This window comes from Planosporangium spinosum (assembly GCF_049999945.1).
Classification (GTDB): Bacteria; Actinomycetota; Actinomycetes; order Mycobacteriales; family Micromonosporaceae; genus Planosporangium; species Planosporangium spinosum.
In genome coordinates this window covers 29,195-55,506 of sequence record NZ_JBLYUB010000011.1, presented here as the reverse complement: position 1 = coordinate 55,506, position 26,312 = coordinate 29,195, and the positions used below count along the sequence as shown (strand labels likewise).

At 70.8% G+C, this 26,312-nt stretch carries 25 protein-coding genes, 1 tRNA gene and 1 pseudogene; 10 read left to right on the top strand and 17 right to left on the bottom strand.

Annotated features, from left to right (window positions below; all coding sequences use genetic code 11):
* Window positions 1–2 precede the first annotated feature (2 nt).
* Window positions 3–1,199 (top strand): mechanosensitive ion channel family protein, encoded by a 1,197-nt coding sequence (locus ACNTMW_RS16515; RefSeq protein ID WP_426634511.1) that lies wholly within the window; start codon window positions 3–5, stop codon window positions 1,197–1,199.
* Between the two features lie 63 nt (window positions 1,200–1,262).
* Here the strand turns inward: ACNTMW_RS16515 and ACNTMW_RS16510 are convergent, their stop codons facing one another.
* The gene (locus ACNTMW_RS16510) at window positions 1,263–1,856 is read right to left on the bottom strand and encodes a LysE family translocator (protein ID WP_426634510.1); all 594 of its coding nucleotides are present in this window, start codon (window positions 1,854–1,856) and stop codon (window positions 1,263–1,265) included.
* 70 nt (window positions 1,857–1,926) lie between these two features.
* Entirely contained in the window at window positions 1,927–3,018 is a 1,092-nt protein-coding gene (locus ACNTMW_RS16505) for an ABC transporter ATP-binding protein (protein WP_426634509.1), read from the bottom strand.
* 277 nt (window positions 3,019–3,295) lie between these two features.
* Here ACNTMW_RS16505 and ACNTMW_RS16500 point away from each other — a divergent pair.
* Window positions 3,296–3,368, top strand: a tRNA-Thr gene (locus tag ACNTMW_RS16500).
* 138 nt (window positions 3,369–3,506) lie between these two features.
* Here ACNTMW_RS16500 and ACNTMW_RS16495 read toward each other — a convergent pair.
* The 3 genes from ACNTMW_RS16495 to ACNTMW_RS16485 form a co-directional block, all read right to left on the bottom strand.
* Window positions 3,507–4,301 carry a DUF4184 family protein gene (locus tag ACNTMW_RS16495; RefSeq protein WP_426634508.1) on the bottom strand — a complete coding sequence of 265 codons (795 nt, stop codon included), beginning with the start codon at window positions 4,299–4,301 and terminating at the stop codon, window positions 3,507–3,509.
* Between the two features lie 369 nt (window positions 4,302–4,670).
* A complete protein-coding gene (locus ACNTMW_RS16490; RefSeq protein ID WP_426634507.1) occupies window positions 4,671–4,949 on the bottom strand; it encodes a hypothetical protein in 279 nt (92 codons plus the stop codon).
* 114 nt (window positions 4,950–5,063) lie between these two features.
* Window positions 5,064–5,330 (bottom strand): helix-turn-helix domain-containing protein, encoded by a 267-nt coding sequence (locus ACNTMW_RS16485; protein ID WP_426634506.1) that lies wholly within the window; start codon window positions 5,328–5,330, stop codon window positions 5,064–5,066.
* Window positions 5,331–5,405: 75 nt separating this feature from the next.
* On the opposite strand from ACNTMW_RS16485, the gene map reads away from it, so the two are divergent.
* Window positions 5,406–6,224: a type I methionyl aminopeptidase gene (map, locus tag ACNTMW_RS16480; protein ID WP_426634638.1), complete on the top strand. Its 819-nt coding sequence runs from the start codon at window positions 5,406–5,408 to the stop codon at window positions 6,222–6,224.
* A 619-nt stretch (window positions 6,225–6,843) separates the two neighbouring features.
* Here map and ACNTMW_RS16475 read toward each other — a convergent pair.
* Window positions 6,844–7,359, bottom strand: a complete 516-nt coding sequence (locus ACNTMW_RS16475) for a hypothetical protein (RefSeq protein WP_426634505.1) — start codon at window positions 7,357–7,359, stop codon at window positions 6,844–6,846.
* A complete protein-coding gene (locus ACNTMW_RS16470) occupies window positions 7,356–8,291 on the bottom strand; it encodes a class I SAM-dependent methyltransferase (RefSeq protein ID WP_426634504.1) in 936 nt (311 codons plus the stop codon). Before ACNTMW_RS16470 ends, ACNTMW_RS16475 begins: the two co-directional genes overlap by 4 nt.
* Window positions 8,292–8,632: 341 nt before the next feature.
* On the opposite strand from ACNTMW_RS16470, the gene ACNTMW_RS16465 reads away from it, so the two are divergent.
* Complete coding sequence (locus ACNTMW_RS16465) at window positions 8,633–9,151, top strand: SigE family RNA polymerase sigma factor (protein ID WP_426634503.1); 519 nt, start codon at window positions 8,633–8,635, stop codon at window positions 9,149–9,151.
* Between the two features lie 921 nt (window positions 9,152–10,072).
* Here ACNTMW_RS16465 and ACNTMW_RS16460 read toward each other — a convergent pair.
* From ACNTMW_RS16460 to ACNTMW_RS16450, 3 genes are read right to left on the bottom strand one after another with little or no spacing between them, the layout of a single operon-like run.
* On the bottom strand, window positions 10,073–10,831 hold the full coding sequence (locus ACNTMW_RS16460) for a YwiC-like family protein (protein ID WP_426634502.1): 759 nt from the start codon (window positions 10,829–10,831) through the stop codon (window positions 10,073–10,075).
* 25 nt (window positions 10,832–10,856) lie between these two features.
* Window positions 10,857–11,045, bottom strand: coding sequence for a cupredoxin domain-containing protein (locus ACNTMW_RS16455; RefSeq protein ID WP_426634501.1), 189 nt, complete (start codon window positions 11,043–11,045; stop codon window positions 10,857–10,859).
* On the bottom strand, window positions 11,042–11,809 hold the full coding sequence (locus tag ACNTMW_RS16450; RefSeq protein ID WP_426634500.1) for a helix-turn-helix transcriptional regulator: 768 nt from the start codon (window positions 11,807–11,809) through the stop codon (window positions 11,042–11,044). The genes ACNTMW_RS16455 and ACNTMW_RS16450 overlap by 4 nt, the downstream gene beginning before the upstream one ends.
* A 49-nt stretch (window positions 11,810–11,858) precedes the next feature.
* Between ACNTMW_RS16450 and ACNTMW_RS16445 the strand changes: the two genes are divergently transcribed.
* Window positions 11,859–12,536, top strand: a complete 678-nt coding sequence (locus ACNTMW_RS16445) for a hemerythrin domain-containing protein (RefSeq protein ID WP_426634499.1) — start codon at window positions 11,859–11,861, stop codon at window positions 12,534–12,536.
* Between the two features lie 34 nt (window positions 12,537–12,570).
* Here the strand turns inward: ACNTMW_RS16445 and ACNTMW_RS16440 are convergent, their stop codons facing one another.
* The gene (locus ACNTMW_RS16440; protein ID WP_426634498.1) at window positions 12,571–13,515 is read right to left on the bottom strand and encodes a threonine/serine dehydratase; all 945 of its coding nucleotides are present in this window, start codon (window positions 13,513–13,515) and stop codon (window positions 12,571–12,573) included.
* Between the two features lie 263 nt (window positions 13,516–13,778).
* Entirely contained in the window at window positions 13,779–13,940 is a 162-nt protein-coding gene (locus ACNTMW_RS16435; protein ID WP_426634497.1) for a hypothetical protein, read from the bottom strand.
* A gap of 334 nt (window positions 13,941–14,274) precedes the next feature.
* Between ACNTMW_RS16435 and ACNTMW_RS16430 the strand changes: the two genes are divergently transcribed.
* On the top strand, window positions 14,275–14,505 hold the full coding sequence (locus tag ACNTMW_RS16430) for a winged helix-turn-helix domain-containing protein (RefSeq protein ID WP_426634496.1): 231 nt from the start codon (window positions 14,275–14,277) through the stop codon (window positions 14,503–14,505).
* A gap of 236 nt (window positions 14,506–14,741) precedes the next feature.
* On the opposite strand, the gene ACNTMW_RS16425 is transcribed toward ACNTMW_RS16430, so the two are convergent.
* On the bottom strand, window positions 14,742–15,617 hold the full coding sequence (locus ACNTMW_RS16425; protein WP_426634495.1) for a diacylglycerol/lipid kinase family protein: 876 nt from the start codon (window positions 15,615–15,617) through the stop codon (window positions 14,742–14,744).
* Window positions 15,618–16,015: 398 nt separating this feature from the next.
* Between ACNTMW_RS16425 and ACNTMW_RS16420 the strand changes: the two genes are divergently transcribed.
* Window positions 16,016–19,264: a S8 family serine peptidase gene (locus ACNTMW_RS16420; RefSeq protein WP_426634494.1), complete on the top strand. Its 3,249-nt coding sequence runs from the start codon at window positions 16,016–16,018 to the stop codon at window positions 19,262–19,264.
* Between the two features lie 99 nt (window positions 19,265–19,363).
* On the opposite strand, the gene ACNTMW_RS16415 is transcribed toward ACNTMW_RS16420, so the two are convergent.
* A complete protein-coding gene (locus tag ACNTMW_RS16415; protein ID WP_426634493.1) occupies window positions 19,364–19,711 on the bottom strand; it encodes a hypothetical protein in 348 nt (115 codons plus the stop codon).
* Window positions 19,712–19,976: 265 nt separating this feature from the next.
* Between ACNTMW_RS16415 and ACNTMW_RS16410 the strand changes: the two genes are divergently transcribed.
* Window positions 19,977–20,744: a hypothetical protein gene (locus ACNTMW_RS16410; RefSeq protein ID WP_426634492.1), complete on the top strand. Its 768-nt coding sequence runs from the start codon at window positions 19,977–19,979 to the stop codon at window positions 20,742–20,744.
* Window positions 20,745–20,853: 109 nt separating this feature from the next.
* On the opposite strand, the gene ACNTMW_RS16405 is transcribed toward ACNTMW_RS16410, so the two are convergent.
* The gene (locus tag ACNTMW_RS16405) at window positions 20,854–21,441 is read right to left on the bottom strand and encodes a TM2 domain-containing protein (protein WP_426634491.1); all 588 of its coding nucleotides are present in this window, start codon (window positions 21,439–21,441) and stop codon (window positions 20,854–20,856) included.
* 136 nt (window positions 21,442–21,577) lie between these two features.
* On the opposite strand from ACNTMW_RS16405, the gene ACNTMW_RS16400 reads away from it, so the two are divergent.
* Window positions 21,578–22,564, top strand: coding sequence for a lytic polysaccharide monooxygenase auxiliary activity family 9 protein (locus ACNTMW_RS16400; protein ID WP_426634490.1), 987 nt, complete (start codon window positions 21,578–21,580; stop codon window positions 22,562–22,564).
* Here ACNTMW_RS16400 and ACNTMW_RS16395 read toward each other — a convergent pair.
* Both ACNTMW_RS16395 and ACNTMW_RS16390 read right to left on the bottom strand, forming a co-directional pair.
* Complete coding sequence (locus ACNTMW_RS16395) at window positions 22,525–23,385, bottom strand: spermidine synthase (protein ID WP_426634488.1); 861 nt, start codon at window positions 23,383–23,385, stop codon at window positions 22,525–22,527. The genes ACNTMW_RS16400 and ACNTMW_RS16395 overlap by 40 nt on opposite strands.
* A gap of 59 nt (window positions 23,386–23,444) precedes the next feature.
* Window positions 23,445–24,485: an ROK family protein gene (locus tag ACNTMW_RS16390; protein WP_426634487.1), complete on the bottom strand. Its 1,041-nt coding sequence runs from the start codon at window positions 24,483–24,485 to the stop codon at window positions 23,445–23,447.
* Between the two features lie 648 nt (window positions 24,486–25,133).
* Here ACNTMW_RS16390 and rho point away from each other — a divergent pair.
* Window positions 25,134–26,306: pseudogene (gene rho, locus ACNTMW_RS16385) on the top strand (transcription termination factor Rho); the annotation flags it as partial.
* Window positions 26,307–26,312: the final 6 nt, after the last annotated feature.

Here is a 26,312-nt window from a genome sequence, read left to right as displayed (position 1 = left end):
ACGTGCAGAGCGCGCTCTGGGCGATCGCCGCCACGGCCGGAGCGGCGGTGATCGCACTGGCCGCGGTGGAGGTGGTGCACCGAGCCGTCCGGCGGCTCGGTAGACGGTCCCTGCTGCTCACCGCCCTGACCGAGCACTCACACCGGCCGTTGCAGTTGACCGCCACGCTGCTCGCCGTCCAGATCGCGGTCCAGCCCACCACGGCGTACGCGGCGGACCGGCCCTGGCGCCGGATACTGCTGCACGTGCTCGGGCTGATCCTGATCGCGGCGACCGCCTGGCTGGTGGCCTCCCTGCTGCTGGTACTCCAGGACGCGGCGCTGGCCCGCTTCCGGATGGACGTACCCGACAACCGGCAGGCCCGGCGCATCCGTACCCAGGTGGTCATGCTGCGCCGGATCACCGTCGCCGTGGTCACCGTGCTCGCGGTGGGCGTCATGCTGATGACGTTCCCCAGCGTGCGGGGCGTCGGGGCGACCGTCCTCGCGTCCGCCGGCGTCATCGGCGCCGTCGCCGCCCTGGCCGCCCAGAGCGTCCTCGGCAACGTCTTCGCCGGCCTGCAACTGGCGTTCAGCGACGCGGTCCGGCTCGACGACGTCGTCGTGGTCGAGGGCGAGTGGGGCCGGATCGAGGAGATGACGCTCAGCTACGTGGTCGTACACATCTGGGACGACCGCCGGCTGATCCTGCCCACCTCGTACTTCACCACCAAGCCCTTCCAGAACTGGACCCGTACCCAGTCGGCCGTCCTCGGTACGGCCGAGTTCGACGTCGACTGGTCGGTCCCCGTGCAGGCGGTACGCGAGGAGATGCGCCGCATGGTCGAGGCCAGTGATCTGTGGGACGGCCGGGTGTGCGTGCTCCAGGTGACCGACGCGACCGGCGGGATGGTGCGGCTGCGGGCGCTGGTCAGCGCGGCCAACTCCGGCAATCTGTGGGACCTGCGCTGCCTGGTCCGCGAGCATCTGGTGGCCTGGGTACGCGACCACCGGCCGACCGCCCTGCCGCGGCTGCGCGCCGAGGTCGGCGACGGCGACGACGCGCACGTCTGGCAGTGGGGCCGGCGCCGGACCCTGGACCGCGGCACCGCTGACGGGCACGCGCCGGACGACTCCCGGGTGTTCGGTGGCAGCGACGACGGCGACGCGCGCAGCGACACGTTCGTGGGCCCGGAGGAGCCGGTCCAGGCGTCACGGTGACGGGTGTGCCGGGCGGCGTCCAGGCGTCACGGTGACGGGTGCGCCGGGTGGCGTCCGGGCCGCTCAGTCGATCGCCAGGCGCAGTCCCAGCGCGACCAGGACGGCGCCGACGATCCGCTCCATCCACCGCTTCACCGCCGACCGGGCCCACAGGTCCCGCGTCTTCGCGAGGGTGCCGGCCAGCACCGTGTACCAGCAGACGTCGATCAGTACGTGCACGGTGCCGAGCAGGACACTGTAGGCCAGCGCGTTCGACCCGTGCGGGATGAACTGCGGATAGAACGAGAACGCGAAGACCGCCGCCTTCGGGTTGGCCAGGTTCGTCAGCAGGCCACCGCGGAACCCGGTCAGGCGCAGCAGCGGCTTCGGCGGCTCGGGCCGGCGCCGCCACGCGTACCAGAGGGTCTGGAGGCCGAGCAGGATCAGGACCGCGGCGCCGGCGACGCGCAACCCGGTGTACGCCAGGGCGCTCACCGCGACCAGGGCCGCGACCCCCAGGCCGGACAGCACCGCCCAGGCGAAGATGCCGACCTCGATACCGCCGATCACGCCCACGACGCGCTGCCGGTTGCCGCTGGCCACCTCGCGGATCAGTAGGACCGTGGCCGGTCCGGGGAGCATCGCCAGGACGAACGCGGAGAGTACGAAGGCCGCCATGGTGGGCAGTCCACCATGGCGGCCGTCGTCGTGTCGTTCGTTTTTCCGGCGTTACCGGACGACCCCAGGGTCAGAGGCGGCGGCCGTGCACGGTGTGGAACGCGTGGTGGTGGCCGGCGCGCGGCTTCACGTACACCGTGTCGCCGAGGCTCGGGGCGCGACGCGGGTCGGCGCGGACGATGATCCGCTCGTTCTGGCCCTCGAGGGCGACCGTGCCGTAGACGTACGCGTCCGAGCCCAGCTCCTCGACCAGGTCGACGTTGATCGGCATGCCGCCGTCGTTCGGGCCGACCAGGTCGGTGTCCTCGGGCCGGAAACCGACCTGTACGCGCTTGTCGCCGCCGTCGGCGGCCGCTGCCTCGACCTGCGCCCGCTCCAGCGGCAGAATCATGTCGGCGAACTTCGCGCCGGCCTCGGTCAGCGGAACGGTCTTGATGTTCATGGCCGGCGAGCCCATGAAGCCGGCGACGAAGACGTTCGCCGGACGGTCGTACAGCTCACGCGGGCTGGCCACCTGCTGGAGCACACCGTCGAGCATGACCGCCACGCGGTGACCCATCGTCATGGCCTCGACCTGGTCGTGGGTGACGTACACCGTCGTGATGCCCAGGTCGGCCTGGAGCGTCGCGATCTGCGAACGGGTCTGCACCCGCAGCTTGGCGTCGAGGTTGGACAGCGGCTCGTCCATGAGGAAGACCTGCGGCTCGCGGACGATCGCGCGGCCCATCGCGACGCGCTGGCGCTGACCACCCGAGAGCGCCTTGGGCTTGCGGCCCAGGAACTCCTCGAGTTGCAGCATCGCGGCGGCCTTCTTCACCCGGGCGTCGATCTCGTGCTTGGGCGTCTTGCGCAGCTTGAGGGCGAACGCCATGTTCTCGTACACCGTCATGTGCGGGTAGAGCGCGTAGTTCTGGAACACCATCGCGATGTCGCGCGCCTTGGGCGGCAGGTTGGTGACGTCGCGGTCGGCGATGTAGATCGCGCCCTGGTCGACGTCTTCGAGGCCGGCGAGCATGCGCAGGCTGGTGGACTTGCCGCAGCCGGAGGGGCCGACGAGGACCAGGAACTCCCCGTCGCCGATCTCGAGTTCGAGACCGTCGACCGCAGGCCGCGAGGTGCCCGGGTAGATCCGGGTGGCTTTGTCGTACTTGACGGTAGCCATGACGATGTACTCCCTTTCACCGGCAGGAACGTGCCGGACGATCCGAGTGAAAGACCTGGCCGGGAGGTGGCCAGTCCACACAACCTAGATGGGTTCTGATCCCCTGCCAAGACGTCGATTCCGGATCAGCTCGGTTCGCGGCAGGTTCCGCCGGGCTTGAGGACCGTTTCGTACCGGTTCGGCACTGATTCATCGCCGGTTCGGCATGCCGTCGGGGCCGCGCCGCTCCGGTCGGGTGGCCGCGTACCATCTCAGGGGTACCGTCACCGGTACGCCTGCCGACGTGGCGCAATTGGTAGCGCACCCGACTTGTAATCGGAAGGTTGCGGGTTCGAGTCCCGCCGTCGGCTCTCTTTTCGTGTTGGCCGGCAGCATCCGATCCAAGGTCATCTGGCACGGGCCGGGCACAACTGAAGACCGGTCTTGTTCTTGGGTGCGGTCTCACGCCGCTTCCGGTTCGCTTTCGTCGGCACGGGTGCTACCCAGATTCAACCGGTCGTCGCAGATGCGTTGGTGGGCACGGTCGACTCGTCCGGTCGCCGTGGTGTCCTGGCGGCACGCGGTCGGACAGCCACGGCACCGGCAAGCAGCGCCAAGCCGGTAATGAGCATGGCTCGGACTGCCTGGTCGTGGAACAGCCGGACCGGCTGGGCCGGCAGCAAGGCCAGTCCGATCGTGACTACCAGGGCAACGGTCGACCAGAACGCGACCGGTCGGCGGACGGTCGGCGGCGGCGGTCCGTGCCACCGCCGAAGGAGTCGCCCCCGCCCGATGTGGACGGCCAGCGCTGTGGCGGCGGCGAACCCGGCAAGGTCTGACGCCGTGGACAGCAGGCCCCACCATGGCATGCCCGGCCGTACCTGATGGTGCAGCGCGGGGAAGAGGATACGGCCGCCGTCGACGGCCGGGTGGGTGAATGCATCCCACCCGATGTGGCTGATCGCACCGAGCAGCGCCGATATCGTGGTGACGTGCCAGCGATGGCGCACCGTGGCGAGAATGCCATAGTCGCGCAGCGCCAGCGGGCCGCCGGCTGGCAGGTGCACAGCGATCGCTGCCGCCGCCCAGCGGACCAACCGGACGGCGATTAGGGTGATCGGCAGGGCCCACCACAACGGCGCGTGCCAAGCGTGGCTGTGAATGGTCACGCCGTATCCGTCGGCGACGTAGGCGACGTCGGGCGCGATCGCGCCGATGACCAGGGCTACGCCGTCGAACCAACGGGGACGCCACAGCTTCAGCGGTATGACGGCGACCGGGTGGGTCGGCAGGGTCAGCGGCATGACCGCCACCGTATTGCTGACTCCCGGACCGTCGGTGCCGGTCCAGCGCAGGTCCTGCGAAGATGTTGTGCCCGCACGGCGGAAGCCACTTCTTGTGCGAGCGGAACTGGCTCGGTACCACGAGGAGCTGCTTGCCGCAGGTAACCACCGGCCGAGCACCATCAGTACGTATGTCCAGCACCCGGAGAGGTTCATCGCTTACTTGGAGGGCCGTTACGACCCGCGACAGCCGCAGGGGCGCGACGCCAGTTGAGGGTGGGGTCTGAGGCGGGGTCGACGGGGCGTCTGGTACTCCCGTGGCACTTATCGGTTCAGGGTAAGTCTTCGCTGGTAGTGGGCTTGGCGGGCGCGGGCTTGGTGGTGTCGTCGTCAACGCGACCAGTGCAGGGCGTGAGCGGGGTCGTGGACCGGGCTGATGATGAGGGCGTTGATCAGGCGGCGGGTTTCGGTGATGGTCAACGCGATCGGGTCGCGATTTCGGGCGTAGCGGGTCGGATCGGCCGGGGCGGGTTCGGTCGCACGGGCGGCGCAGCCGGCGAGCACGGCCAGGGCGAGGATGGCCGCGGCGGTGAACCGGTGCCAGGGCCTCCAGCCGCGGGCCTGGTAGTGCCGGCCGGCGGTGAGCTGGGCGCGCGGCGTGACAGCCACACCGCGCCGTAGCGCGGGTACCGGTCCGCTGGGGAGTGGTCAGCGTCGGCGTCCGCCGGTGCCTGATCGTCCACGTCGCCCGCCGGGCGGCTAATCCGTACCCGCGGCTGGTCTCTAGGACGCCTGGCGGATGGGCATGTCGGCCAGCCAGACGTCGGCCAGGTCGCTGAGGGGGACGTCGAGGGCCTGGCTGAGGCAGACCACAGTGCCGAACGCCGGTGCGGGAAGGCGGCCCGCCTCGATCTTGCGCAGCGTCTCCGGGGAGATGCCGGCTGCCAGGGCCACCCCTACCAGGCTGCGGCCGCCCCGCGCGGCCCGGAGGGCGGCTCCGAGGCGCTGGCCAGCTGCGATCTGTTCGGCGGTGAGTGGTTGGCGAACCATGCCAGCAGGATATCCCTCCGAGAGTCCCCGACCTGGCATGGTATAAAAATACCGCATTCGGAGAAGGAGGCTGTCGTGATCGAACTCAAGTCCGCCGAGGAGATCGGCCGGATGGCGGTGACCGGCCAGTTCGTCGGCGAGTTGCTCGCCGAGTTGAGCGGTGTCGCCGCAGTCGGCGTCAACCTGATGGACCTCGAACACCACGCCCGCCGCCGGATCTCCGAACGCGGCGCCGAATCCTGCTACTGGGACTACGCCCCTTCGTTCGGCCGCGGCCCGTTCCGCAACGTGCTCTGCCTGTCGGTCAACGACGCGGTGCTGCACGGCCTGCCGCACGACTATGTTTTGCGGGACGGTGACCTGCTCAGCATCGACATGGCGGTCGGCATCGACGGCTGGGTCGCCGACTCCGCGCTCTCCGTCATCGTCGGCACCCCCGACCCGGCCGACCTGAAGCTGATCGAGGCCACCGAGGTCGCACTGGAGGCCGGCATCACCGCCGCCCAGCCCGGCGGTCGCCTCGGCGACATCTCCGCCGCGATCGGCGAGGTCGCCCACTCCTACGGCTACGGCGTCAACGCCGAGTTCGGCGGCCACGGCATCGGCCGCACCATGCACGAGGCCCCGCACGTTTCCAACAACGGCCGCGCCCGCCGCGGCATGAAACTCGAACCCGGCCTCACCATCGCCATCGAGCCCTGGTTCTGCCGCTCCACCGACAAAATCACGTTCGACAACGACGGCTGGACGATTCGCTCCGCCGACGGCTCCCGCACCGCCCACTCCGAACACACAATCGCCATCACGGCTTCCGGCCCCCAGGTCCTGACCCGCCGCCCCACTCACGGCGCCACCTCGGCCGATCCCACCAAAAAGCCCGCCACAGCCTCCTGACCCGCTGCCCGCCCTGCGGCATGGCTCAGGGCGTTCCGGGGCTGCCTCCAGCTTCGACCGGGCCGCTACGACGGCCCAACGGAGAGGACTCTCACCCCTCTCGACGATCCAGCGCCTCGTGGCGCACACGGCAGTGAAGTGCAGCAACCGGCCGTACCGAGCCGGCCCACACGAGACCGAGAGGAGCGGCCTGACCTTGTGTCCGACCGCTACCGACCTCACTACCTGTACTCGGGAGGTTGCGGGTTCGAGTCCCACCTCGGTGCCCGAGACAGGCCGCGGAGCACCTGGGCCAGCTTGACGCCGTGCTGCGCACCAGGGCCCGGCCACCGGTGTGGGTGTCGGACTGTCAGCAGCCACGTTACGAAGAGGCCTGTCCCGATACTCGGGTGGCCGTGTCCCTATTAGCGGTCCGCCGACGCCACCCGGCCCGGCGACAACGCCCCCCGGCCCGACAACACTTCCCGGACCGGCGACAACACCTCCCCGGATCATCGGTGCTACAGGGGCGGTCAGTCATACCGGGCCGAGCGACCGAGCAGTCCCCGGCTGGGGACGATCAAAGAGGTAACGGGGGTGGAGTCGTGGTCATCTCCGGTATCAAGCGAACGCAGAAGGTTCAGCCGAGCACTGAGGCGTACCAGCGTCGGTGGACCACCGGTTCGACGCAGAGCACGGCGCCGCCCGCAACCGCGCCCACGAGTAGAGACGTCCACCCTCCACCGTTGAGCAGCGCTCCGAGGCAGGCCGCGGCAATAGCGAGCGGGCGCAACAGGGTCAGCGGTCCAAGGCCGACAACCATGGCGAGGGTGCTGGCGCGGAATGGCAGGACGAAGTAGGCGGCCAATGACAGCACAACGGTGGCGGCGTAGGCCGCGAGCGGAAGCAGGTAACCGACGCCGCCGGCGGCGAGGGCAGCGTAGGCGCGGGTCTGATCGTCCGCCGCCAGTAGCACAGCGCCCGCCGTCACTGCGGGGGCAAGGAACAGGACGGAGCCGATGGCCAGGCCGCGCAGTGCGGATTGGGCGATGGCGCGGCGTTTGCGGATGCGGGCGTCGCGTCCGGCGTAGGCGCGAAAGCCGCTGAACGCCGCGTCGACCAGGCCGAGCGCGACGAGCGGCAGGGCGGGGGTCATCGATCAACCCCGGCTATGTGCTCTCGGCCGACAAGTCTGCGGGAAGCGCGTCCCAGGGCCCGACGCAGCGGAACCTCCAGATGGGGGCGGATCCCGATGACGGGGCGCAGCGTGGTGCAGAAGGGATTGGATCTGCCGCGTGGTTCGTAGAGCAGCGGACGTATGCCTGGGACTGCGGCGGCCCTAAGGAGCGTCTCGTCGCTATGGGCACGCAATGCCGAGACGACGCCGTCGTGGCGGCCGAGTGGGTGGCGCATTCGGGCGTGGTGGAACACCCAAGCGCCGAGGGGCGCGAGTCGGGTCGCGGCGATGTCGTAGTGGCAGAAGGCGAGAGCCGGGGATGCGGCCTGAGCCTGAAAGAACTCCGCCAATGCAGGACCGCGGAAGTGGTGCAGCACGCCGGTGGAAACGTAGACCGTTGCGGCCTCGGGCAGGTCGAAGGCGTTGCCGTGGACGAAGCGGCAGTCGAGTTCTTCAGCCTGGGCAAGGCGGGCGGCCTCGCTGACCAGAGCGGCGTCGAGGTCGACACCGATGAGCTCGACGTTCTGGCCGAGCGCATGGGTGGTGGCGAGCCAACGAACCAGGTAGCCGAGGCCGCAACCGACGTCAACCAGGCGCAAGGGTCCAGCGGACTCGGTCGTCGCGCGAACAGCGGTGAACAGCGGGCCAAGCACGTGTACCAGGCGTTCGCCGATACGCAGCTCCTCACTGAGGCGCTGGAGTTCGGTGTGCACGCTGACCAACAACCGGTCGACGGCTACTGGGTCTAGGACGTCGTCGTGATTGGTGGGCAGGTTGGCGACGATGCGGGCAGCACGATGGTCGCCGTGCGCCTCGAGCTGGCCGATCACGTCCGCGCGGCGGACGGCAAGGCGCTGACCGGTACGCGGGTCCGTCGATGTGAGCAGGTCTGATATCTCAAGCTGGAGCACGGTGATGGACCATAACGGTCGGAGGTCGCCGGCGGGTTGGCGTCGCCCTCGGTGGTGGCGGACCGCCTGGTGTCAAGGGCGCTGTGCTTCAGTACGTCGATGTCCTACGGCCATCCGTGGCCCCGGCCAGTTGACGAAGGATGGGTGTCGATCGGTGGGGCGGCGCCCGACGCAGGCGGGGTTGTGCGGTAGATGGCGGCGTCTCTGTGAGTCAAGTCAGACCCGGGGCGGCCGAGGCGCGGCCGTCAAGGCGAGCGAGATTCTGGTGGTACAGCTGATCCCACGTGGATAGATCCGGCCCCCGCAGGCGTCTGTACAGGTGGACAGATTACGGGGGTGATGTGGACGACGAGGCCAGGGTCCGGTTCGGCGAATTCGTGGCAGCACGCACGCACACGCTGATCCGGGTTGCGTACATGTTGACCGGCGACCAGCACGCGGCGGAGGACCTCCTGCAGAGCGCGCTGACCAAGACCGCGGCGCGCTGGCGCACGCTGCGGCACGAGGACCCCGAAGGCTATGTACGCACCGTTATGTACCGCGAACAGGTGAGCTGGTGGCGCCGGCTCGGCCGACACCGGGAGGTGGCGGTCGACCCGCCGCCGGACCGGGTCGCCGCCGACACCACCGGGAACACCGATCTCCGGCTCTCGGTACGGACGGCCCTGCTGCGGCTGCCACCTGCGCAGCGGGCTGTCCTGGTGCTGCGGTACTTCGAGGATCTCACCGAGACCCAGGCGGCCGACGTGCTCGGCTGTTCGGTGGGGACCGTCCGCAGCCGTACCCACCGGGCGCTCGCCCGACTGCGGGAGCTACTGCCGGCCGACACCGACGTGCAACTGACGGAGGTGCTCCGTTGACCCACGACATCCCCGATCTGATCCGTACCGCACTCACCGATATCGCAGAGGAGGCACAACCGGTGGATCTCACCAGCCGGGCATTGCGCGGGGCACGACGACGCTCAGTGAAAATCACGCTAGTCGCGGCAGGTGCCGTGCTGGCGATTGGCGTCGCCACGCCGTTCGCGCTCGCCAGCGGTGGAAACCCCGCACCGCCGGCGTCGCCGAGCCCGGCCGCGTCACATCCCGTGGACCCGAGCCCGGCCGTGTCGCCCAGCCCCGCCGTATCGCCCAGCCCCGCCGTATCGCCGAGCCCGGCGGTGTCGCCGAGCCCGGCGGTGTCGCCGAGCCCGGCCGCGTCGCATCCCGTGGACCCGAGCCCGGCCGTATCGTCGTGCCCGGCCCAGACGGACCCCGCATACCGGGGCATTGCCGTGTCGCCGTGCCCGACCGCGTCGACCCCCGCGCAGCCGGGCGTCCTCGTCACGCCAGGCCCGGCCCCGTCCCACTAGGGCTGCGTCTGTACCGCAGTGAAGTACTGCAGCGCCAGCAACCGAGCCTGACCGAGCGGGAAGGTGGGGCGCTCGCTGACCGTGCGTCCGGCCCCAAGAGACCCTTCCGCGAACAGCCACGGATGAGAAGGTCGGACAGCAACAGCCGCGGACAGTCCTGAATGACGGCGGTAGGTGGCCCCGGCAGCGTTCGCGCGCCGGCCGGGGCCACCGCGGTCGCTTCCCCGCGACCGGTGTGATCGCCACCGGACCACGCACACCAACGCCTCGCGGTACGTCTGGTACGAACACGGTGCGGGGACCCGCCTGCCGGTGGACGGCGTGTTCACCGGTCTGATGGATGTCTCCCAGGTTGCGCTGCTGACGGCGCCGCCTCCAGCCAGGGTCCAGGGGAGTGGCCTTGCGCCGTGAGGCTCCGATCGCCGCGCTACGGCAGCGCCGTAGCCACGACCAGCAACAGCAGCGCGCTGTTGGCGATCTCCACCACGCCGGTCCGTTTCGGCGTCCAGCCGAGCCGGGGGACGAGTGCGGCGCGGGCCAGCAGCCAGGCGAACAGCGCGGCGCTCCACGGCCCGAACCAGGCCGCGACCGCGAACGCGAGGACGTGATAGCCGACGGACAGGCGAAGATACGCGGGGTTGCCGCGCTCGCGGATGATCGTCTTGACGTAGTAGACGGTGCCCAGGAAGTACGCCAGGCATAGCACGAACGCGCCGAGCACGGCGGTCGGCGCGACCCCGGCGACGGCGCCGACGACGAACACCATCAGGCAGCTCTGCAGCACCGAGGCGACGTCGTTGACGAACGCCCGTTCCCGGCGCCTGGCGGCGTACCAGGCGTTGACGGCGAACAGCGCGGCGTAGACGGGCGCGTAGAGCAGTACCCGGGGCCGCGCGATGACCACGACCGCCGCCAGTGGCGCGGCGACGGCGGCGTACAGCACCAACTGGTCGCGGTAGCGGCTGACCCGGCGGGACTTGACCGCCTGGAAGACGTAGTAGGACAGCAGGTACCCGGCGACCCAGGCGACGAGCAGCGGTACGTCGGGCCAGCGGTAGCCGGCCGCGATCAGTCCGGCGAGGTACGGCACCGCGAGCATCGCCCACGCGCCGTGCTGGGGCGAGATGAAGCGTCGCCGGCGCGCGGGCTGCCGGACGGGGCGGACCGGGACGTCGACGTTGCTCATGGCGGGGCCTCCTTGACGGTGTCGGCTACGGCGTGACCTGGACCGCGCCGCGGGCGCCGCGGTCGGCGTCGGCCAGCGCGTGGATCAGGAGCGGGTAGGTGCCCGGCTGGGTGAAGACGGTCTCGACGAACCCGCCGCTGGTCGGGGCCAGGTCGGGCACCTGGGCGCCGCCGGGGTGGCCGCTGCGCCGCCGGACGGTCCGCCGGTCGGTCACCGGTCCGGCCGCCCGCCGGGGATGGCGGCTTCTCCGGCCGGGGCCGTCCGCGATCCGGCCGCAGCGGTCCGGACCCGTACCACGCAGGCGCCGGGGGCGGCGAACGGTTCCAGGTCGGTATCGGTGGTCGACGCGCCGAGCGCGCCGAGCGCGCCGCCGATGACGCCGAGGTGTACGCCGCACACGACGTCCGGGTTGGTCTCGGCGAGTTCCAGGAACGGGCAGGTGTGCAGGTGCAGTACGGCCGAGTCGGAGTCGTCCCGCTGCGCCACCGCCGGGGTGAAGCCAAGGCTGTCGAGCACCTGGACCAGCCCGTCGACGGGCGCGGTGCGACCCAGTGGGGCGGCCAGCGCGCGCCCCCAGTCGCGGCCGGCACGTACGCCGGCGGTGTGCGGGTTGTCCTCGACCCGGGCCAGGTGCCCGATCAGGGCGGCGGCCAGGCCACGGTAGGCCGTGCCGGCGCCGGCCGCGGGCTCCGTCTCGTCCTCGGCGCGAGGTGTCGCGTGGTAACGCCAGGCGGGCCGGCCGGGTGAGCCGTCGGACTGGCGGCTGCGGGTCAGCAGCCCGGACTCGACGAGCTGGTCCAGGTGCGCGCGCACGGTGCTCGGGTGCAGCCCCGTCGCGTCGGTCACCTCGGCGGCGGTCAGCCCGGCCTGCGAGCGCTGGACCAGGTGCAGCATGCGCACCCGGCTGGCCGCCGCCAGCGCCCGGTGGCGGGACGTGTCGGGTGGGCCGCTGAAAGGGCCGGGCGGTGGCGTACTCATGGTAAACGAGGTTATAACGGTTATCGCCATCAAAACTAGGGAGGGCCCCATGTCACACCCGACCTCGGCCGCCATGGACCGCGATCAGGCTGCCGCCACGGCCGTGCGGCGCCACCACGCCCAGCTCGCGCACGAGCTCGATCAGCGCACCGAATCCCTGCTACGGCTGGTCGACAGCCAGTTCCTGCCCGAGGCGGAGGAGGCCCGCCACGACCTGGTGGCCTACCTGAGGCGCGACCTTGTGCCGCACGCGCTCGCCGAAGAGGGCACGCTCTACCCGGCCGCCGCCGGACGTCCGGCCGGTGCGCTGCTGGTCGAGGGGATGCTCGGCGAGCACCACGCGATCACCGCGCTCGTCGACGAGGTCGCCTCCAGCGGCTCGCTGATCCGGGCGGCGAGCGCCGCGCGCGCTCTCACCGCGCTGTTCGCCACCCACCTGGCCAAGGAGAACGACCTGATCCTGCCGCTGCTGGTCAGCGCGCCCGAAGTGTCACTGGCCGACCTGCTCGCGGGCATGCACGACCTGCTCGGCGCCGCGCACGCTCCGCACGGGCATGCTGCCGACGCTCCTGAACCGGCAGGTCAGGGCGGAGGCTGCGGATGCGGCGGCTGCGGCTGTGGAGGAGGCGGCGACCGAGCCGCCGGTTCCACCCCGGTTCAACCGCTCAGCGTCGAACATCGCGTACGAGGTGTTCGGTCCCGAGATGCTGTGCCCGACCACGACTGAGCGCAGGCGGTCACGGCGACCGGATCGGGCGGCGTCAGGCGCTCAGGTCGGCCGGGTCGGTGTTGGCGCCGCAGAGCAGGACGACGAGTCGTTCGCCGGGGGCCGGACGGTACGCGCCGGTCGTCAGCGCGGCCACGGCGGCGGCCGTACCGTGCTCGACGGCGACGCGGCGCTGGTCCCACAGCAACCTGCGGGCGGTCACGATCGCGTCGTCGGACACCAGGACACTGTGGACACCGGTACGGACGGCGACGTCGTACGCGATGTCACCGAGGCGCCGGGCGCCCAGCGCGTCGGCGGCGACGCCGGAGACCGCGACGTCGACCGGCCGGCCGGCGGCGAGCGCGGCGTGCAGGGTGGGGATGGTCTCCGGTTCGACCCCGACGACCCGTACCCGGCCCTGCAGGGCGGCGGCGACGCCGGCCATCAGCCCACCGCCACCGACGGCGAGGAGCACGGTGTCGACCGGCTGTCCGACCTGGTCGAGCAGTTCCCCGGCGAGCGTGCCCTGGCCGGCGCAGATCTCGGGCTGGTCGTACGCGTGGCAGAACAGCGCCCCGGAGTCGGTCGCCCGCTTGGTGGCCGCCTCGTACGCCTCGGCGTACTCGCTGCCGCGCTGCACGACGGAGGCGCCGAGCTTGCGCAGCTTGGCCACCTTGACGGCCGGTGCGGTGGTCGGCACGTACACCTCGGCCGGTACGCCGAGGGTGTGAGCCGCGTACGCGACCGCCAGGCCGGCGTTGCCGCCGGACGCCGCGATCACTCCCGCCGGCGGCAGCTCGCCGTTCTCCTCGGCGGCCAGGATCCGGTTGTACGCGCCACGGGCCTTGAACGAACCCGTGTGCTGCATGAATTCCAGCTTCAGCCACACCTGACCGGCCGGGGCGAAGATGCCCGGGTCGATCTCGGCGACCGGGGTACGCAGTACCCGACCGGCGATGCGGCGCGCGGCGGCTTCGACGTCGCTCCGGGTGATCATTCGTGCGGTTGCCTTCCGAGGAGAACGCTTGCGAGGGGAACGGTGGAATGTCCGTCAGTCGGGCACCGCATCCGATCCTGGCACCCGGTTCGGCCGGGCCGGCCGGTCGGGCCCGATCCCATCGAACATTGGCCGTTCCGGCGCTGGCGGGACGGCTACCGGCGCCCGGCCCGCGCCCGGTTGCTCCGGATCTTGGAGACTTCGGCACCAACATTGGTGCCGAAGTCTCCAAGATCTATGAAGGCCGGGCCGTCAGGTACTCACTAGCGTTCGTTTCGTCGGATATGGCCGCGTTCTGCGTCGGCCTGCCGGCGCAACTGCTCCATGACGATCTCCATGCGGGCTCTCGTGTCGAGCTTCACCTGTTCCTCCCTGGCGAGTTGGCTTGGCGGGCAGGGATGGCGGATCCGCAGCGGCATCGCCACGGCCGCCACGCCTGGCGGCGGTGCCGACGGAGCATGTCGTTGATGTCGCGCTGGTCCATGCCAGGGCCTTCCCGGTGCGCCGGGGGTCGAGTTCGAGCAGGTCGGGTCCGGGTCGGTGGACTCCAGTGGTGGGGCAGGGCGGGTGCGATGTGCAAAGGAGGGCCGACCTCGGACCCGGCGGGCGCCCGTGTCCTCGGTTGCAGCCCAGGGAGCGGGGCCTCCGCGAGGGAGAGCCTACGATAACTAGTTATCGTAGGCAACCACTGGCGATCGTTGCATATCGCCGGATCACGCTGGCGTGGTTGAATCTCCTTGCAGCCCAGGGAGATCCGACATGCCTTCATACGTGCCCGCCTACCGGCGCATCGCCGACGAGATCGGCGAGAAGATCCGCACTGGCCAACTCAAACCGGGGGACCGGTTGCCGTCGACCCGGCAGCTTCGGGAGCAGTACGCGGTGTCGGAGATGGTGATCCGCCAGGCGATGATGATCCTGCGCGAGCGGGGCCTTGTTGAGGGCGTAGCGGGTGTCGGCGTGTTCGTCGCCGGCGAGCCGCAGCCGTAGTCACCCCGCCGAAGCGCGTGCCCGCTCGCTTCGTCGAGCGACCGGGGCGACCGGAGCGACCGGAGCGACCGGAGCGACCGGAGCGACCGGAGCGACCGGAGCGACCGGAGCGACCGGAGCGACCGGGCACAACTTCCGGCAAGTTGCGCTCTCCGGTACCCCGTTTGACCACAACTTCCGGGAAGTAGCGACGATCATGTCGCCACGAGCCGCGGCCACAGCCGCGACCGGTGCGGTCAGGGAAGGATGCACCGCCAGGCGCCGGGTACGACCCGCCAGGTGCGCCGCCGTACCGGGCCGCTCAGCTCCCCGTCCGCGTTCGTGTGGAACGGGCTGCCGCTGATGGTCACGGTCGTACCCGACAGGTGGATGACGTCGGAGCGGTCCGGGTGGCGGCCGCGTACGAGCGCCAGCGCGTAGCCGATCCGTGCCAGCCAGCCGGTCGCCAGCGACACGGTCACCTCCGCCCACCCGTCGGTGGGGCTGGCGCCTGGGCCCAGTTCCGCCGTTCCGCCAGCGATCGTCGGCGCGTTGGACAGGCCCGCCATCAGTACCCTGCGCCGGCCGCTGGTGACGACCGCGCCGTCGACCTCCACGCGCAGCCGCCAGCCCCGGACCGAGAACCCGGCGGCCACCGCGCCCACCGGGAAGGCGACCTGGCGCAGGCGCCGCTTGAGCGGGCGGGCCCGCATCGCGGCTTCCGCTCCCGCTCCGACGTGGACGGCGTTCACGACCACGCCGTCCGTGTCGTCCACGATGAGGTCGACCGGGCACGGCTTGCCGTCGCGTACCAGTCGGGCCGCCTCGCGGTGGTCGAGTGGGATGCCGACGCCGCGGGCGAAGTCGTTGCCGGTACCGAGGGGGATCAGCCCGACGGCGCAGTCGGCGGCCTCGCCGCGGCGCCACAGGTGCCGGAGCATGGTGTGCAGCGAGCCGTCCCCGCCGATGACGACGACCGGGCGGCCGGCCCGTCGGTCGAGCATGGCCTCCAGGTCGGCGTCCCGGTGGCAGGTGACCAGTTCGGCCACGGTCGGGCCACCGAGCTCCGCGATCACCTCCGCGACGGCCGCCGCCTCGGTGCGTCCCGCACGCTCGTTGGTCACGACCAGCATGGCGCCTCCCCGTCGTCGGCAATGGCCACAATGGCTATTACCCTAGGTATCGATATTCATGTTGGTCACGTAATTGCGTTTTTTTGCCGCGCTACCCGGGCTCCGGGCCGCCGTCAATGGCCATTGGGTCACCGGTAGGGTCCGAGGACTTTCCAAAAAGGGTGCCCGACCAGCAGGCTCACCTGAATGGAGGACAGGTGGTACTGCCCGGTTCCGGGCCGTACCCGACTCTCCTGAAGCCACAGTGCACTGTGGTGTGAAATGTTCGATCGGGTCATCGCTGAATGTGAATGTCACGACCGGATCACAACGTCGGTGTGGCTAGTGACAGCGAAGGCGGCCCGTGCGAATGATGCGGACAACGCGCCCTGTCCCCAGGGCCGGTTCCCGGAGGAAACGTGAGTAGAACTCGCATGTGGGGCCGGCGGTTCTCCGCCGGACTCTTCGCGTCAGTGCTGGCCACCGGAGCCATCTCACTGACCGGCGTCGCCACCGCGAACGCCGAACCGTCGACCGGATCCGACGTGCCCAAGGCCAACAGCGACACGTTGGGCTCACACGACAAGGAACTGCTCGCCGAGGCCGAGGCCAAGGGCGAGCAGAGCGTCACGGTCATCGTGGCGACGCAGAAGGGCAAGGCCAAGGACGTCGCGAACGAGCTGAAGAAGCTCGGCGGTACCGTCGCCAAGCAGGTGGACCAGGTCGGCTACGTCCGTGCCCAGGTGCCGACGGCCAACGTCGGAAAGGCCGCCAAGGTGCCGGGCGTCGCGGCCATGGACCTCAACGAGGCGATCCCGCTGCCCAAGCCCGAGCCCCTCGCGAAGGCGGACGGCGCGGCGCAGGGCACCACGGCCGGGCCGGGCAAGGACACGCCCGCCGCCAATCCGTACATGCCGACCAACGAGACCGGCGCGGTCGCCTTCACGAAGGCGCACCCCACCTGGGACGGTCGCGGCGTGACGATCGGCATCATGGACTCCGGTGTCGACCTGGACAACCCAGCCCTGCAGACCACCTCCACGGGTGAGCGCAAGATCGTCGACTGGTTCACCGCGACCGACCCGATCTACGACAACGACGGCACCTGGCGCGCGATGCTGACCAGCGTCAGCGGCCCGACGTTCACGTACGCGGGCGAGACCTGGAAGGCCCCGGCCGGCAACTACCGGATCAACCGGTTCTCCGAGTCGATCGCGGTCGGCGAGGTCGGCAGCGATGTCAACCGCGACGGTGACACCACCGACCGGTTCGGCATCCTGTACGACCCGGTGACCCACGACATCCGCGTCGACACCAACCAGAACAACGACTTCACCGACGACGCCGTGATGCGGCCGTACAAGGAAAAGTTCGACGTCGGCCACTTCGGCACCGACAACCCGGCCACCGACGTGCGCGAGCAGATGCCGTTCGTGGTCGAGTGGCGCACGGTGGACACCACCGCCGCCGGCATCCCCGGCAACACCGACTTCGTCAACATCGGCATCGTCGAGGCGATGCACGGTTCGCACGTCGCGGGCATCACGTCGGCGTACAACATGCTCGGCAACCCGAACTTCAACGGTGCGGCCCCCGGTGCCAAGATCGTCTCAGCCCGGGCCTGCTCGTGGGGCGGCGGCTGCACCGCGGCCGCGCTGATGGACGGCATGGTCGACCTGGTCGTCAACCACCACGTCGATGTCATCAACATGTCGATCGGTGGCCTGCCGGCCCTCAACGACGGCAACAACGCGCGCGCCGTCCTCTACAACAACCTGATCAACGACTACGGCGTGCAGATGTTCATCTCGGCCGGCAACTCCGGGCCGGGCGTGAACACCGTCGGCGACCCGTCCGTGGCCGACAACGTCGTCAGCGTCGCGGCCTCGGTCAGCAAGGACACCTGGCTGGCCAACTACGGCTCGGTCGTCAGCAAGAAGAACAACCTGTTCAACTTCTCGTCGCGCGGCCCGCGTGAGGACGGCGGCTTCAAGCCGAACATCGCGGCTCCGGGTTCGGCGATCTCGACGACCCCGATGTGGCAGGCGGGCTCCCCGGTCGCGCAGGCCGGTTACCCGCTGCCGGCGGGCTACGCGATGGCCAACGGCACCTCGATGGCCTCTCCGCAGGCCACCGGCGCGGCCGCGCTGCTGCTGTCGGCGGCCAAGGCCACCGACAAGGGCGTGACCCCTGCGGCACTGCGCCGGGCGATCTACAGCTCGGCCAAGCCGATCGACGGCGTCCAGGTGTACGAGCAGGGCTACGGCATGTTCGACGTCAACGGCGCGTGGAACCTGCTCAAGGGCGGCGTCGAGACCCGTGGCTACACGGCCGACGCGCCGGTCTGCACGCCGATCTCGGCCTTCCTGAAGCCGGCCGACCGCGGTCAGGGCGTCTACAACCGGTGCGCCGCGGGCAGCGGCGGCCAGAAGGCCGGCGAGTCCAAGAAGTACACCGTCACGATCACCCGTACCAGCGGCCCGAGCAAGACCGTCAAGCACGACCTCCGGTTCGTCGGCAACGACGGCACCTTCAAGGCCGACCGCAGCGTCGACCTGCCGCTGAACAAGCCCGTCAAGGTCACGGTCGAGGCCAAGGCCGGCGTGGGCGTGCACAGCGCGATCCTGGAGGTCGACGACCCGAAGACCTCCGTGGTGGACTTCGAGGTCCTCAACACGGTGATCGTGTCGAACGACGGCACCACCAAGGCGCCGGCCTACTCCTTCAGCACCGAGGGGTCGGTCGACCGCAACTCGTACAAGTCCTTCTTCGTCACCGTGCCGGAGGGCGCGAAGGCGCTGCAGGTGAACCTGTCGGGCATCGCGACCGGGTCGCAGACGCGGTTCATCGCGATCAACCCGTGGGGCCTGCCGGTCGAGGACACCGCGAGCACCGCCTGCTACACCAACTTCTCGGACGCGGCGGCCTGCAAGCCGCAGGAGCGGGACTACTCCAACCCGATGCCGGGTGTCTGGGAGTTCGAGGTCGAGGCCCGGCGTACCTCGCCGGCGCTGAACAACCCGTTCCAGCTGACCGCCCGGGTCCAGGGCGTCACGGTCGACCCGGCCGTGGTGACCCTGCCGAACGTCACCGCCGGCCAGCCGAGCACCGTCAACTGGACCGTCAAGAACACCTTCGGCCCGGTCAAGGTCTCCGGCAAGGGCGGCCCGCTCGGTAGCTCGTTCAGCGCGCGGCCGAGCATCAAGGCCGGTGAGAAGCACACGTACCAGATCGTCGTCCCGGCGGGCGCGACCCGGCTCGACGTCTCGATCGGCAAGACCACCGACCCGGCCGCGGACCTCGACCTGTATGTCCGCCTGAACGGCGCCGTCGTCGGCCAGTCCGCCGACGGTGACTCGGAGGAGTCGGTCTCGCTGGTGAACCCGGCTCCGGGCACCTACGAGGTCGAGGTCGACGGCTACGCCGTTCCGGCCGGAACGACGACGTACGAGTACCGCGACGTGTTCTACTCGCCGGCGCTCGGTTCGGTCGCGGTGCCGAACACCGTCATCAGCCTCGCCAACGGTGCCACCGGCAGCATCAGCGGCACGGTGACCGCCCAGTCGGCGCCCGCCGCCGGCCGGCAGTTGTTCGGTGAGATGACGGTCGTGACGGACGAGGGCGCGGTCGTCGGCCGCGGCAACGTCTCGATCGGCGCCGTCAGCTGACCTGACACACCGCTCACAGCGGAGAGCCCGTCCCCGGTAGCGGGGGCGGGCTCTCCGTCTCTTTTGGACGTTCTACGGAGTTCTCCGTCTGTTCGCCGGTCAGGCGGGCTGTACGGACTCCACGACGAACGGGGTGCCCTGCTGGCAGGTGGTCATCAGGCCGGCCTGGACCCGTCCGGTCACGGTCACCCGGGCGCCGTCGCGCAACTGCTCACGGGGGCCGCCGACCAGCAGGTAGCCGCTCAGCAGCAGGCAGTTGGGCTCGACGCCGGCCGTGACGGTACCGGTGAGCGTCGTGGGCGCGGCGGGCTTTCCGGTGGCGCCGGGCTGGCCGGCTCCGCCGGTGGCGCCGGGCTGGCCGGGGCCACCGGTGGCCCCGCCGCTCGGCGTCGGCACCGGCAGGTCCTCCGGGAAGGACGGGCTGGGCTGGGCGGATGGACTCGACACCGACGGACCTCCGGACTCACTGGGGAGTGTTGACATCCCGCCACCCGCACAGCCGGCGAGCGACCCGCACGCGAGCACGACGGACAGGACGAATCGCATTCTTTTCACGCCCGGTATGACGTAGTGGACGGCGGGAACGTTCCGGGTGATCACCCGGTGGTGGACGGTTACTCTGCGTCACCTAAAGCAGAATTTAGGATCGATTTCAACCGTACCTATACCGTCGTGGTGGCCGTCCGGCCTGATCACTGCCTAGGTTGGCCGGGTGCCCCAGGAATGCGACGACGACCAGCCCATACCCACCCGTCGTCGGTCACACCGGGGTCGGCACGCCCGTCGATCGAAGGCGCGGCGCTGGGGCTCGGTACTCGTGCCGGCGTTCGCGGTGTTGACGATCGGGGTGGTGTCGATCGACGCCGTCGGTCGCCCGGTCGAGCCCGCTTCCGCGGATCCCGGCCTGCTCTCGGTGGCCGACCCGGCCCGGGTCGTGGACGACCGGGCCTCGCGTGACCTGGACCGCCCCGACCCGTCGGCGGCTCCGGTGCCGTCAGTGACGCCCGCACCCTCCGTGCCGGCCGCGTCGCCGTCACCCACCAGGCGCACGCCGGTGGCCGGTCTGATCCAGATCGAGATGGACAACGCCGTCGCCATCGTCGAGGAGGCGAAGCGGCGCGGGCTACCCGAGCGGGCGGCCGTGGTGGCGATCGTGACCGCGTTGCAGGAGACCCACCTGCGCAACCTCGCCAACAGCAAGGTGTCGCAGTCGCTCAAGCTGCCGCATCAGGGGGTGGGCTCCAACTTCGACTCCGTCGGCCTGTTCCAGCAGCGACCGAGCCAGGGCTGGGGCACGCCCGCCCAGTTGATGAACCCCGCGACCGCCGCCGGGCTGTTCTACGCCCGCCTGGTCACCGTCTCCGGGTGGGAGACGAAGACCGTCGGCGCCGCCGCCCAGGCGGTGCAGCGGTCGGCGTTCCCGGACGCGTACGACAAGCATCGGTCGCAGGCCGAGAAGATCGTCGACGCGATCTTCTGATTCGCCGATCCGCTGGACGTAGCGGGCCGGCCGAGGGCAGTGAGCCGGCTGGCGGCGAGGTTCGCCGCCGGCTGCCGACCCGCGGGACGGCAACCGACCGCGAACCGGCTCAGTCGCGCAGGACGCGCCCCTCGGCGTCGGTACCGCCGTTGACGAGGATCAGGATCCCGTCCACCACGCCCCACAAGTGCCCCAGCCCGCAGGTCAGCAGGGACACGAGGAGCTGGGCGACGCCGAGGCTGATGTGTCCGGTGTAGAAGCGTCCCGCGCCTAATCCACCCAGCACGATGCCGAGGACACCGGCCACGACCTTGCTCTTGTCCGACAGGGGACGGCCCTGCGCGTCGTACGCCACGGCGTAGCCGGGTACGCCTGGTGGCCCGTACGGCGGCCCGTACGGCGGCCCGTACGGCGGCGGGTAACCCGGCTGCGGCCCCCAACCGCCAGCCCCCGGCACCGGCGGTGTCGGGGGAGCCGGAGGAACCGGAGGAGCCGGGGGAACCGGGGGAGCCGGGGGAGCCGGAGGAACCGGCGGTGCGGGCGGCTGGCCCGGGACCGGTGCGTCCGGTGCCAGCCGCTGGGTGGGATCGAGGCCCGTCAGGTCCGCCGTCGGGTCCGCCGGGGCGGGGGACGGACCGGCGGGGTCGAAGCGCAGCGTGGGGTCGGGTTCACCCGGGCTGGTGGGTGTCTCGGACATGCCCAGAGGGTACGACAGTCGATCGAACCGAGGGATCACCTCGCGACCGTGAACGGTCCCGCGCCGCGGTGCGTGTAACCAGGCGGGCGGGCCGGCCGGTGCGGCCCACCGGACCGGACGTCGAGGGAGACCTGTCATGATTGCACACCGCATGCTCGCCGGGACCGTCCTCGCCGTCGCGGCCCCACTGCTGTTCATCGGGCTGGCGGCGGCGCCGGCCCAGGCACACGGCGCACCGGACAACCCGATCAGCCGGGCGGTGGCGTGCGGTCCGGAGGGCGGCAGCAACGCCGGGTCGGCCGCCTGCAAGGCGGCCATCGCGGTCAGTGGTACCCAGCCGTTCGCGCAGTGGGACAACCTGCGTGTGGCCAACGTCGGCGGCCGGGACCGGCAGGTGATCCCGGACGGCAAGCTGTGTAGCGGTGGGCTTGCCGCGTACCGGGGACTGGACCTGCCGCGCGCGGACTGGCCGGCGACCCGGCTGGCGGCCGGGTCAGCCTTCACGTTCACGTACCGGGAGACGATCCCGCACAAGGGAACCTTCCGGATGTACGTCACCACCGACGGCTATTCCCCGACCCGCCCGCTGACCTGGGCCGACCTGGAGTCGAAGCCGTTCCTCACCGTCACCGACCCGCCGTTGACCGGCGGCGCGTACCAGATGCGCGGCACTCTTCCCGCCGGCAAGGCCGGGCGCCATCTCATCTACACCATCTGGCAGAACTCAAGCACCCCGGACACGTACTACTCGTGCTCGGACGTGGTCTTCACCGGCGGCGCCGGTGCGGCCGGGCAGCCGAACACCGCACCGACGAACACCGCACCCACGAACACCGTTGCGAGCGCCGGTCCCGGAGGTGGCGTGGTCGCTGGCGGGACGCCCGCGGCGACGCCGACGGCCGTCGCGGTGTCCGGCTCCGCGACGGCGACCGCCGCGGGTGGTGACGGCTCCACCCGTCCGGTGGCCCTGACCGGAGCCGGTGCCACGAGCTCCGCCCCCTGGTTGATCGGGGCGGGTGCGGTGGGGCTCGTCACCGCCCTCACCGGCGGATTCGTGCTCCGCCGACGGCGTACGCACAGTGCTCAGGTCAGCAGGCCCGGCGGCGGTTTGGGCGAGTCCTGAGCCGCCTCGTCGGTCATCGGCTGCGCCCCGGAGATGAACCGGTCGAGATCGGCGCCGTGCAGCAGGCGGGCCGGGAACGCATCCCGCCGGGCGGCGTCGCTCAGCCGGTCGACCGGCAGGCCGCCCGGCCGGAGGGCGGCGACCAGGATGACGTTGCCGTACCGCCGGCCGCGCAGCGTGCCCGCCTCGGCGACGACGCAGACGTCGGGGAACACCGCCCGCAGTGTGGCCGCCTGGATCCGGGAGAACGCCAGCGGCGGCAGGTCTGCGACGTTGACCGCGTACAGGCCGTCCGGGCGCAGGATCCGGGCGACGTGCCCGACGAACTCGGTACTGGAGACGGTCCGGGGCATCTGGGCACCCCGGTAGACGTCGGCGACCACCAGGTCGAAGACGCCGGCGCGGGTACCCTCCACGGCCGCCCGCGCGTCGGCGGTGCGTACCCGCAGGTCGGCGCCGCGGGGCAGGGGCAGGACCCGCCGCACGAGGGCGGTGAGCGCGGCGTCGCGTTCGACCACCCGCTGCCGTGACCCCGGCCGCGTCGCGGCGACGTAGCGGGGCAGGCTGAGCGCGCCGCCGCCGAGGTGCAGCACCCGCAGCGGGGCGCCGGACGGCGCGGCGGCGTCGACGACCGACGCGAGCTTGCGCATGTACTCGAACTCGAGGTACGTCGGGTCGGCGAGGTCGACGTGCGACTGCGCCACCCCGTCCACCAGGAGCGTCCAGCCGTCGGGCCGGTCCCGGTCGGGTACCAGGGCGGCGGTGCCGAGGTCCACCGGTTCGATGATGCTGGCCGGGCCGCGCCGGGAGGTCTTCACCACGATCGTCTCACCACGGCACCCACGCTAGCCGCAGGTGTCAGACACCCTGGTCACAGGCGTCAGACCGGCACCGCGGGAGCGGCGAGCGTCTCCAGCGCGGCGATCGCCGCACCCCGCGCGCCCGCCATGTCCAGATCCGGTACGAGCGCGAAGGTCGCCACCGCCGCCTGCTCGGTCCGCAGCAGTGTGTGTTCCCGCACCCTGCCCAGGAACCAGTCCCGGAACGCCGGTGCCGCCTCGACGACGCCGCCGCCGACGAAGTACGCGCCGGGGTCGGTGAAGTTGGCCGCGATGGTGAACAGCCGGCCGAGCGCCATCGCCTGCTGCTCGAAGATCTTCAGCGCGAGCGGGTCCCCGGCCTCGCCGTAGCCGCGTACCCGCTTCGCCGCCTTCGCCAGCGACGCCTCCTCGCCCAGCGTATGGCCCTCGAAACGGGTCAGCCAGTAGGGCAGGAGGTTCAGTTCGATACCGGTCAGCGACGCGATGCTCTCCACGTCACCGACGAAGCCGCAGTTGCAGGTGGGCAGCGGCTGGTCGGCGTCGAGCAGGCCGTGCAGCGGGATCTGGACGTGACCGAGTTCGCCGGCCATGCCGGCGGCGCCCTTGACGACCCGCCCGGACTCGATCACACCTCCGCCGAGACCGGTGCCGACGATGGCCGAGACCGAGGAGTGCAGGGCCGCCCGGTCGCCGAAGTACGCGTGGTGGGCGTACAGCGCGGCGGCGTTGCCGTCGTTGTTGTAGATCACCGGCAGGCCCAGGCGGGCCTCGAGCGCGCCGCGGATGTCGAACCCGTGCCAGGCCGGCTGCGAGAAGTTGGTCGACCCCTTCGAGGAGATGACGCCGGTCGCGCTCGCCGGGCCGGGTGTGTCCAGGCCGACGGCCGCCACGGCCGTCCGGGGCACTCCGGTGATTTCCAGGACGTTGTCCAGGGCGTCGACGAGCGCCTGCACGGCCGCCTCCGGGCCGGACCGCACCTGGCTCGGCGTCTCGACCAGCCGGTCCACCAGGAACCGCCCGTTGACGTCGAGCACCGTGGCATTGTTGCAGGTACCGCCGTTGTCGAGGCCGACGACGACCCGGCCGTCCAAGGTACTCATCGCTATTCCTTCGGCAGAAAATCGACGGGAGTCGCATCGTACCGGTGCTGGGGGCGCGCGCCACGGGATCTGTGACAGCGTGACCCACGGGTTCTGCTACAGACTGCCCCGCCGGGGAGCATGGCGCCCGGCATCGGCGAGAAGATGTTGCTCCGGGCGGTAGGCCGAGCTACGGTTAGGTGGTCCCTGTGGATGCCGGCTGATCGTGCTGCCCCAGGGGTTCTTCCGGTCACCGCTACGGCGCGACGCCTCTCGCAACGGTGATCATGCCGGCACCCGGTAGCGGTGGCGATCGTTGACAGCTGAGCAGCACTCACGCATCGGCCGCTCCAGCACCGACCGGTCTCACCCGGTCCACCAGCGGGCTCACCGTCCAGGTTCCGGCGGCGCCGGATCTCACCGACGTTCCGCCGGACGCCGGGTCGACCGGCCGCTACACCCACCCGATCGGGCGCGCACCGATCCGACCAGGCGCTACGCCACATCCGACCAGGCGCTACACCACATCTCCAGCTCGGCCACATCTTCAGGAGGACCGGCATGAGCAGTACCCAATCTTCGCGACGGCGGCCGTCGGGCCCGGTTCCGGCGGACAGTCATCCCGATCTGCCCGTCGCGGGCATCGTCGACGTGGTCGACCACCGCACGTTCATCCGTACCTCCGGCTACCTGCCCGAGGCCGGTGACGTCCACGTCTCACCGGCGCTGGTCAAGCGGTACGGGCTGCGCCGCGGTGACGAGGTCACCGGGATGGTGCGGCCGGCCGACGAGGCGGATCCGACCGACGGCGCGCCCGCCGGCAACCGGCAGGGCGGAGGCCACCAGGGCGGCCGCAACCGCCAGGGTGGCCGCGGCCGCCACGCCGGCCGTCGGGACGATCACGGCTCGCTGGTGCGGCTGGACACGATCAACGGTATGGGGCCCGAGGAGGCCCGTCGGCGGCCGGAGTTCTACAAGCTGACGCCGCTGTACCCGCAGGAGCGGCTGCGGTTGGAGACCGAGCCGCACATCCTGACCACGCGCGTCATCGACCTGGTCATGCCGATCGGCAAAGGGCAGCGGGCGCTCATCGTGTCGCCGCCGAAGGCCGGTAAGACGATGGTGTTGCAGTCGATCGCGAACGCGATCACGCGCAACAACCCGGAGTGCCACCTGATGGTGGTGCTGGTCGACGAGCGGCCCGAAGAGGTCACCGACATGCAGCGGTCGGTGAAGGGCGAGGTCATCGCGTCGACGTTCGACCGGCCGCCGACCGACCACATGAGCGTGGCGGAGTTGGCGATCGAGCGGGCCAAGCGCCTGGTCGAGCTGGGCCACGACGTGGTCGTACTGCTCGACTCGATCACCCGGCTGGGCCGCGCGTACAACCTCGGTGCCAAGGTCAGCGGCCGTACGCTCTCCGGCGGCATCGACTCCACCGCCCTGTACCCGCCCAAGCAGTTCCTCGGCGCGGCCCGCAACATCGAGAACGGTGGCTCGCTCACGATCATCGCCAGTGCCCTGGTCGAGACCGGCTCGGCGGGTGACACGCTGATCTTCGAGGAGTTCAAGGGCACCGGCAACGCGGAGCTGCGGCTCGATCGAAAGATCGCTGACAAGCGGGTGTTCCCGGCGATCGACATCGACCCGTCCGGTACCCGCAAGGAAGAGGTCCTCCTCGCCCCCGAGGAGCTGGCCATCGTGCGGAAGCTGCGGAAGGCCCTGCACCCGCTCGATCCGGTGCAGGCGACCGAGCACCTCCTCGACCAGCTCCGTCGGACCCGTACCAACATCGAGTTCCTGACGCACATCGCCCGCTCGAGCTTCCATCGGGCCGCCTAGGTGTCG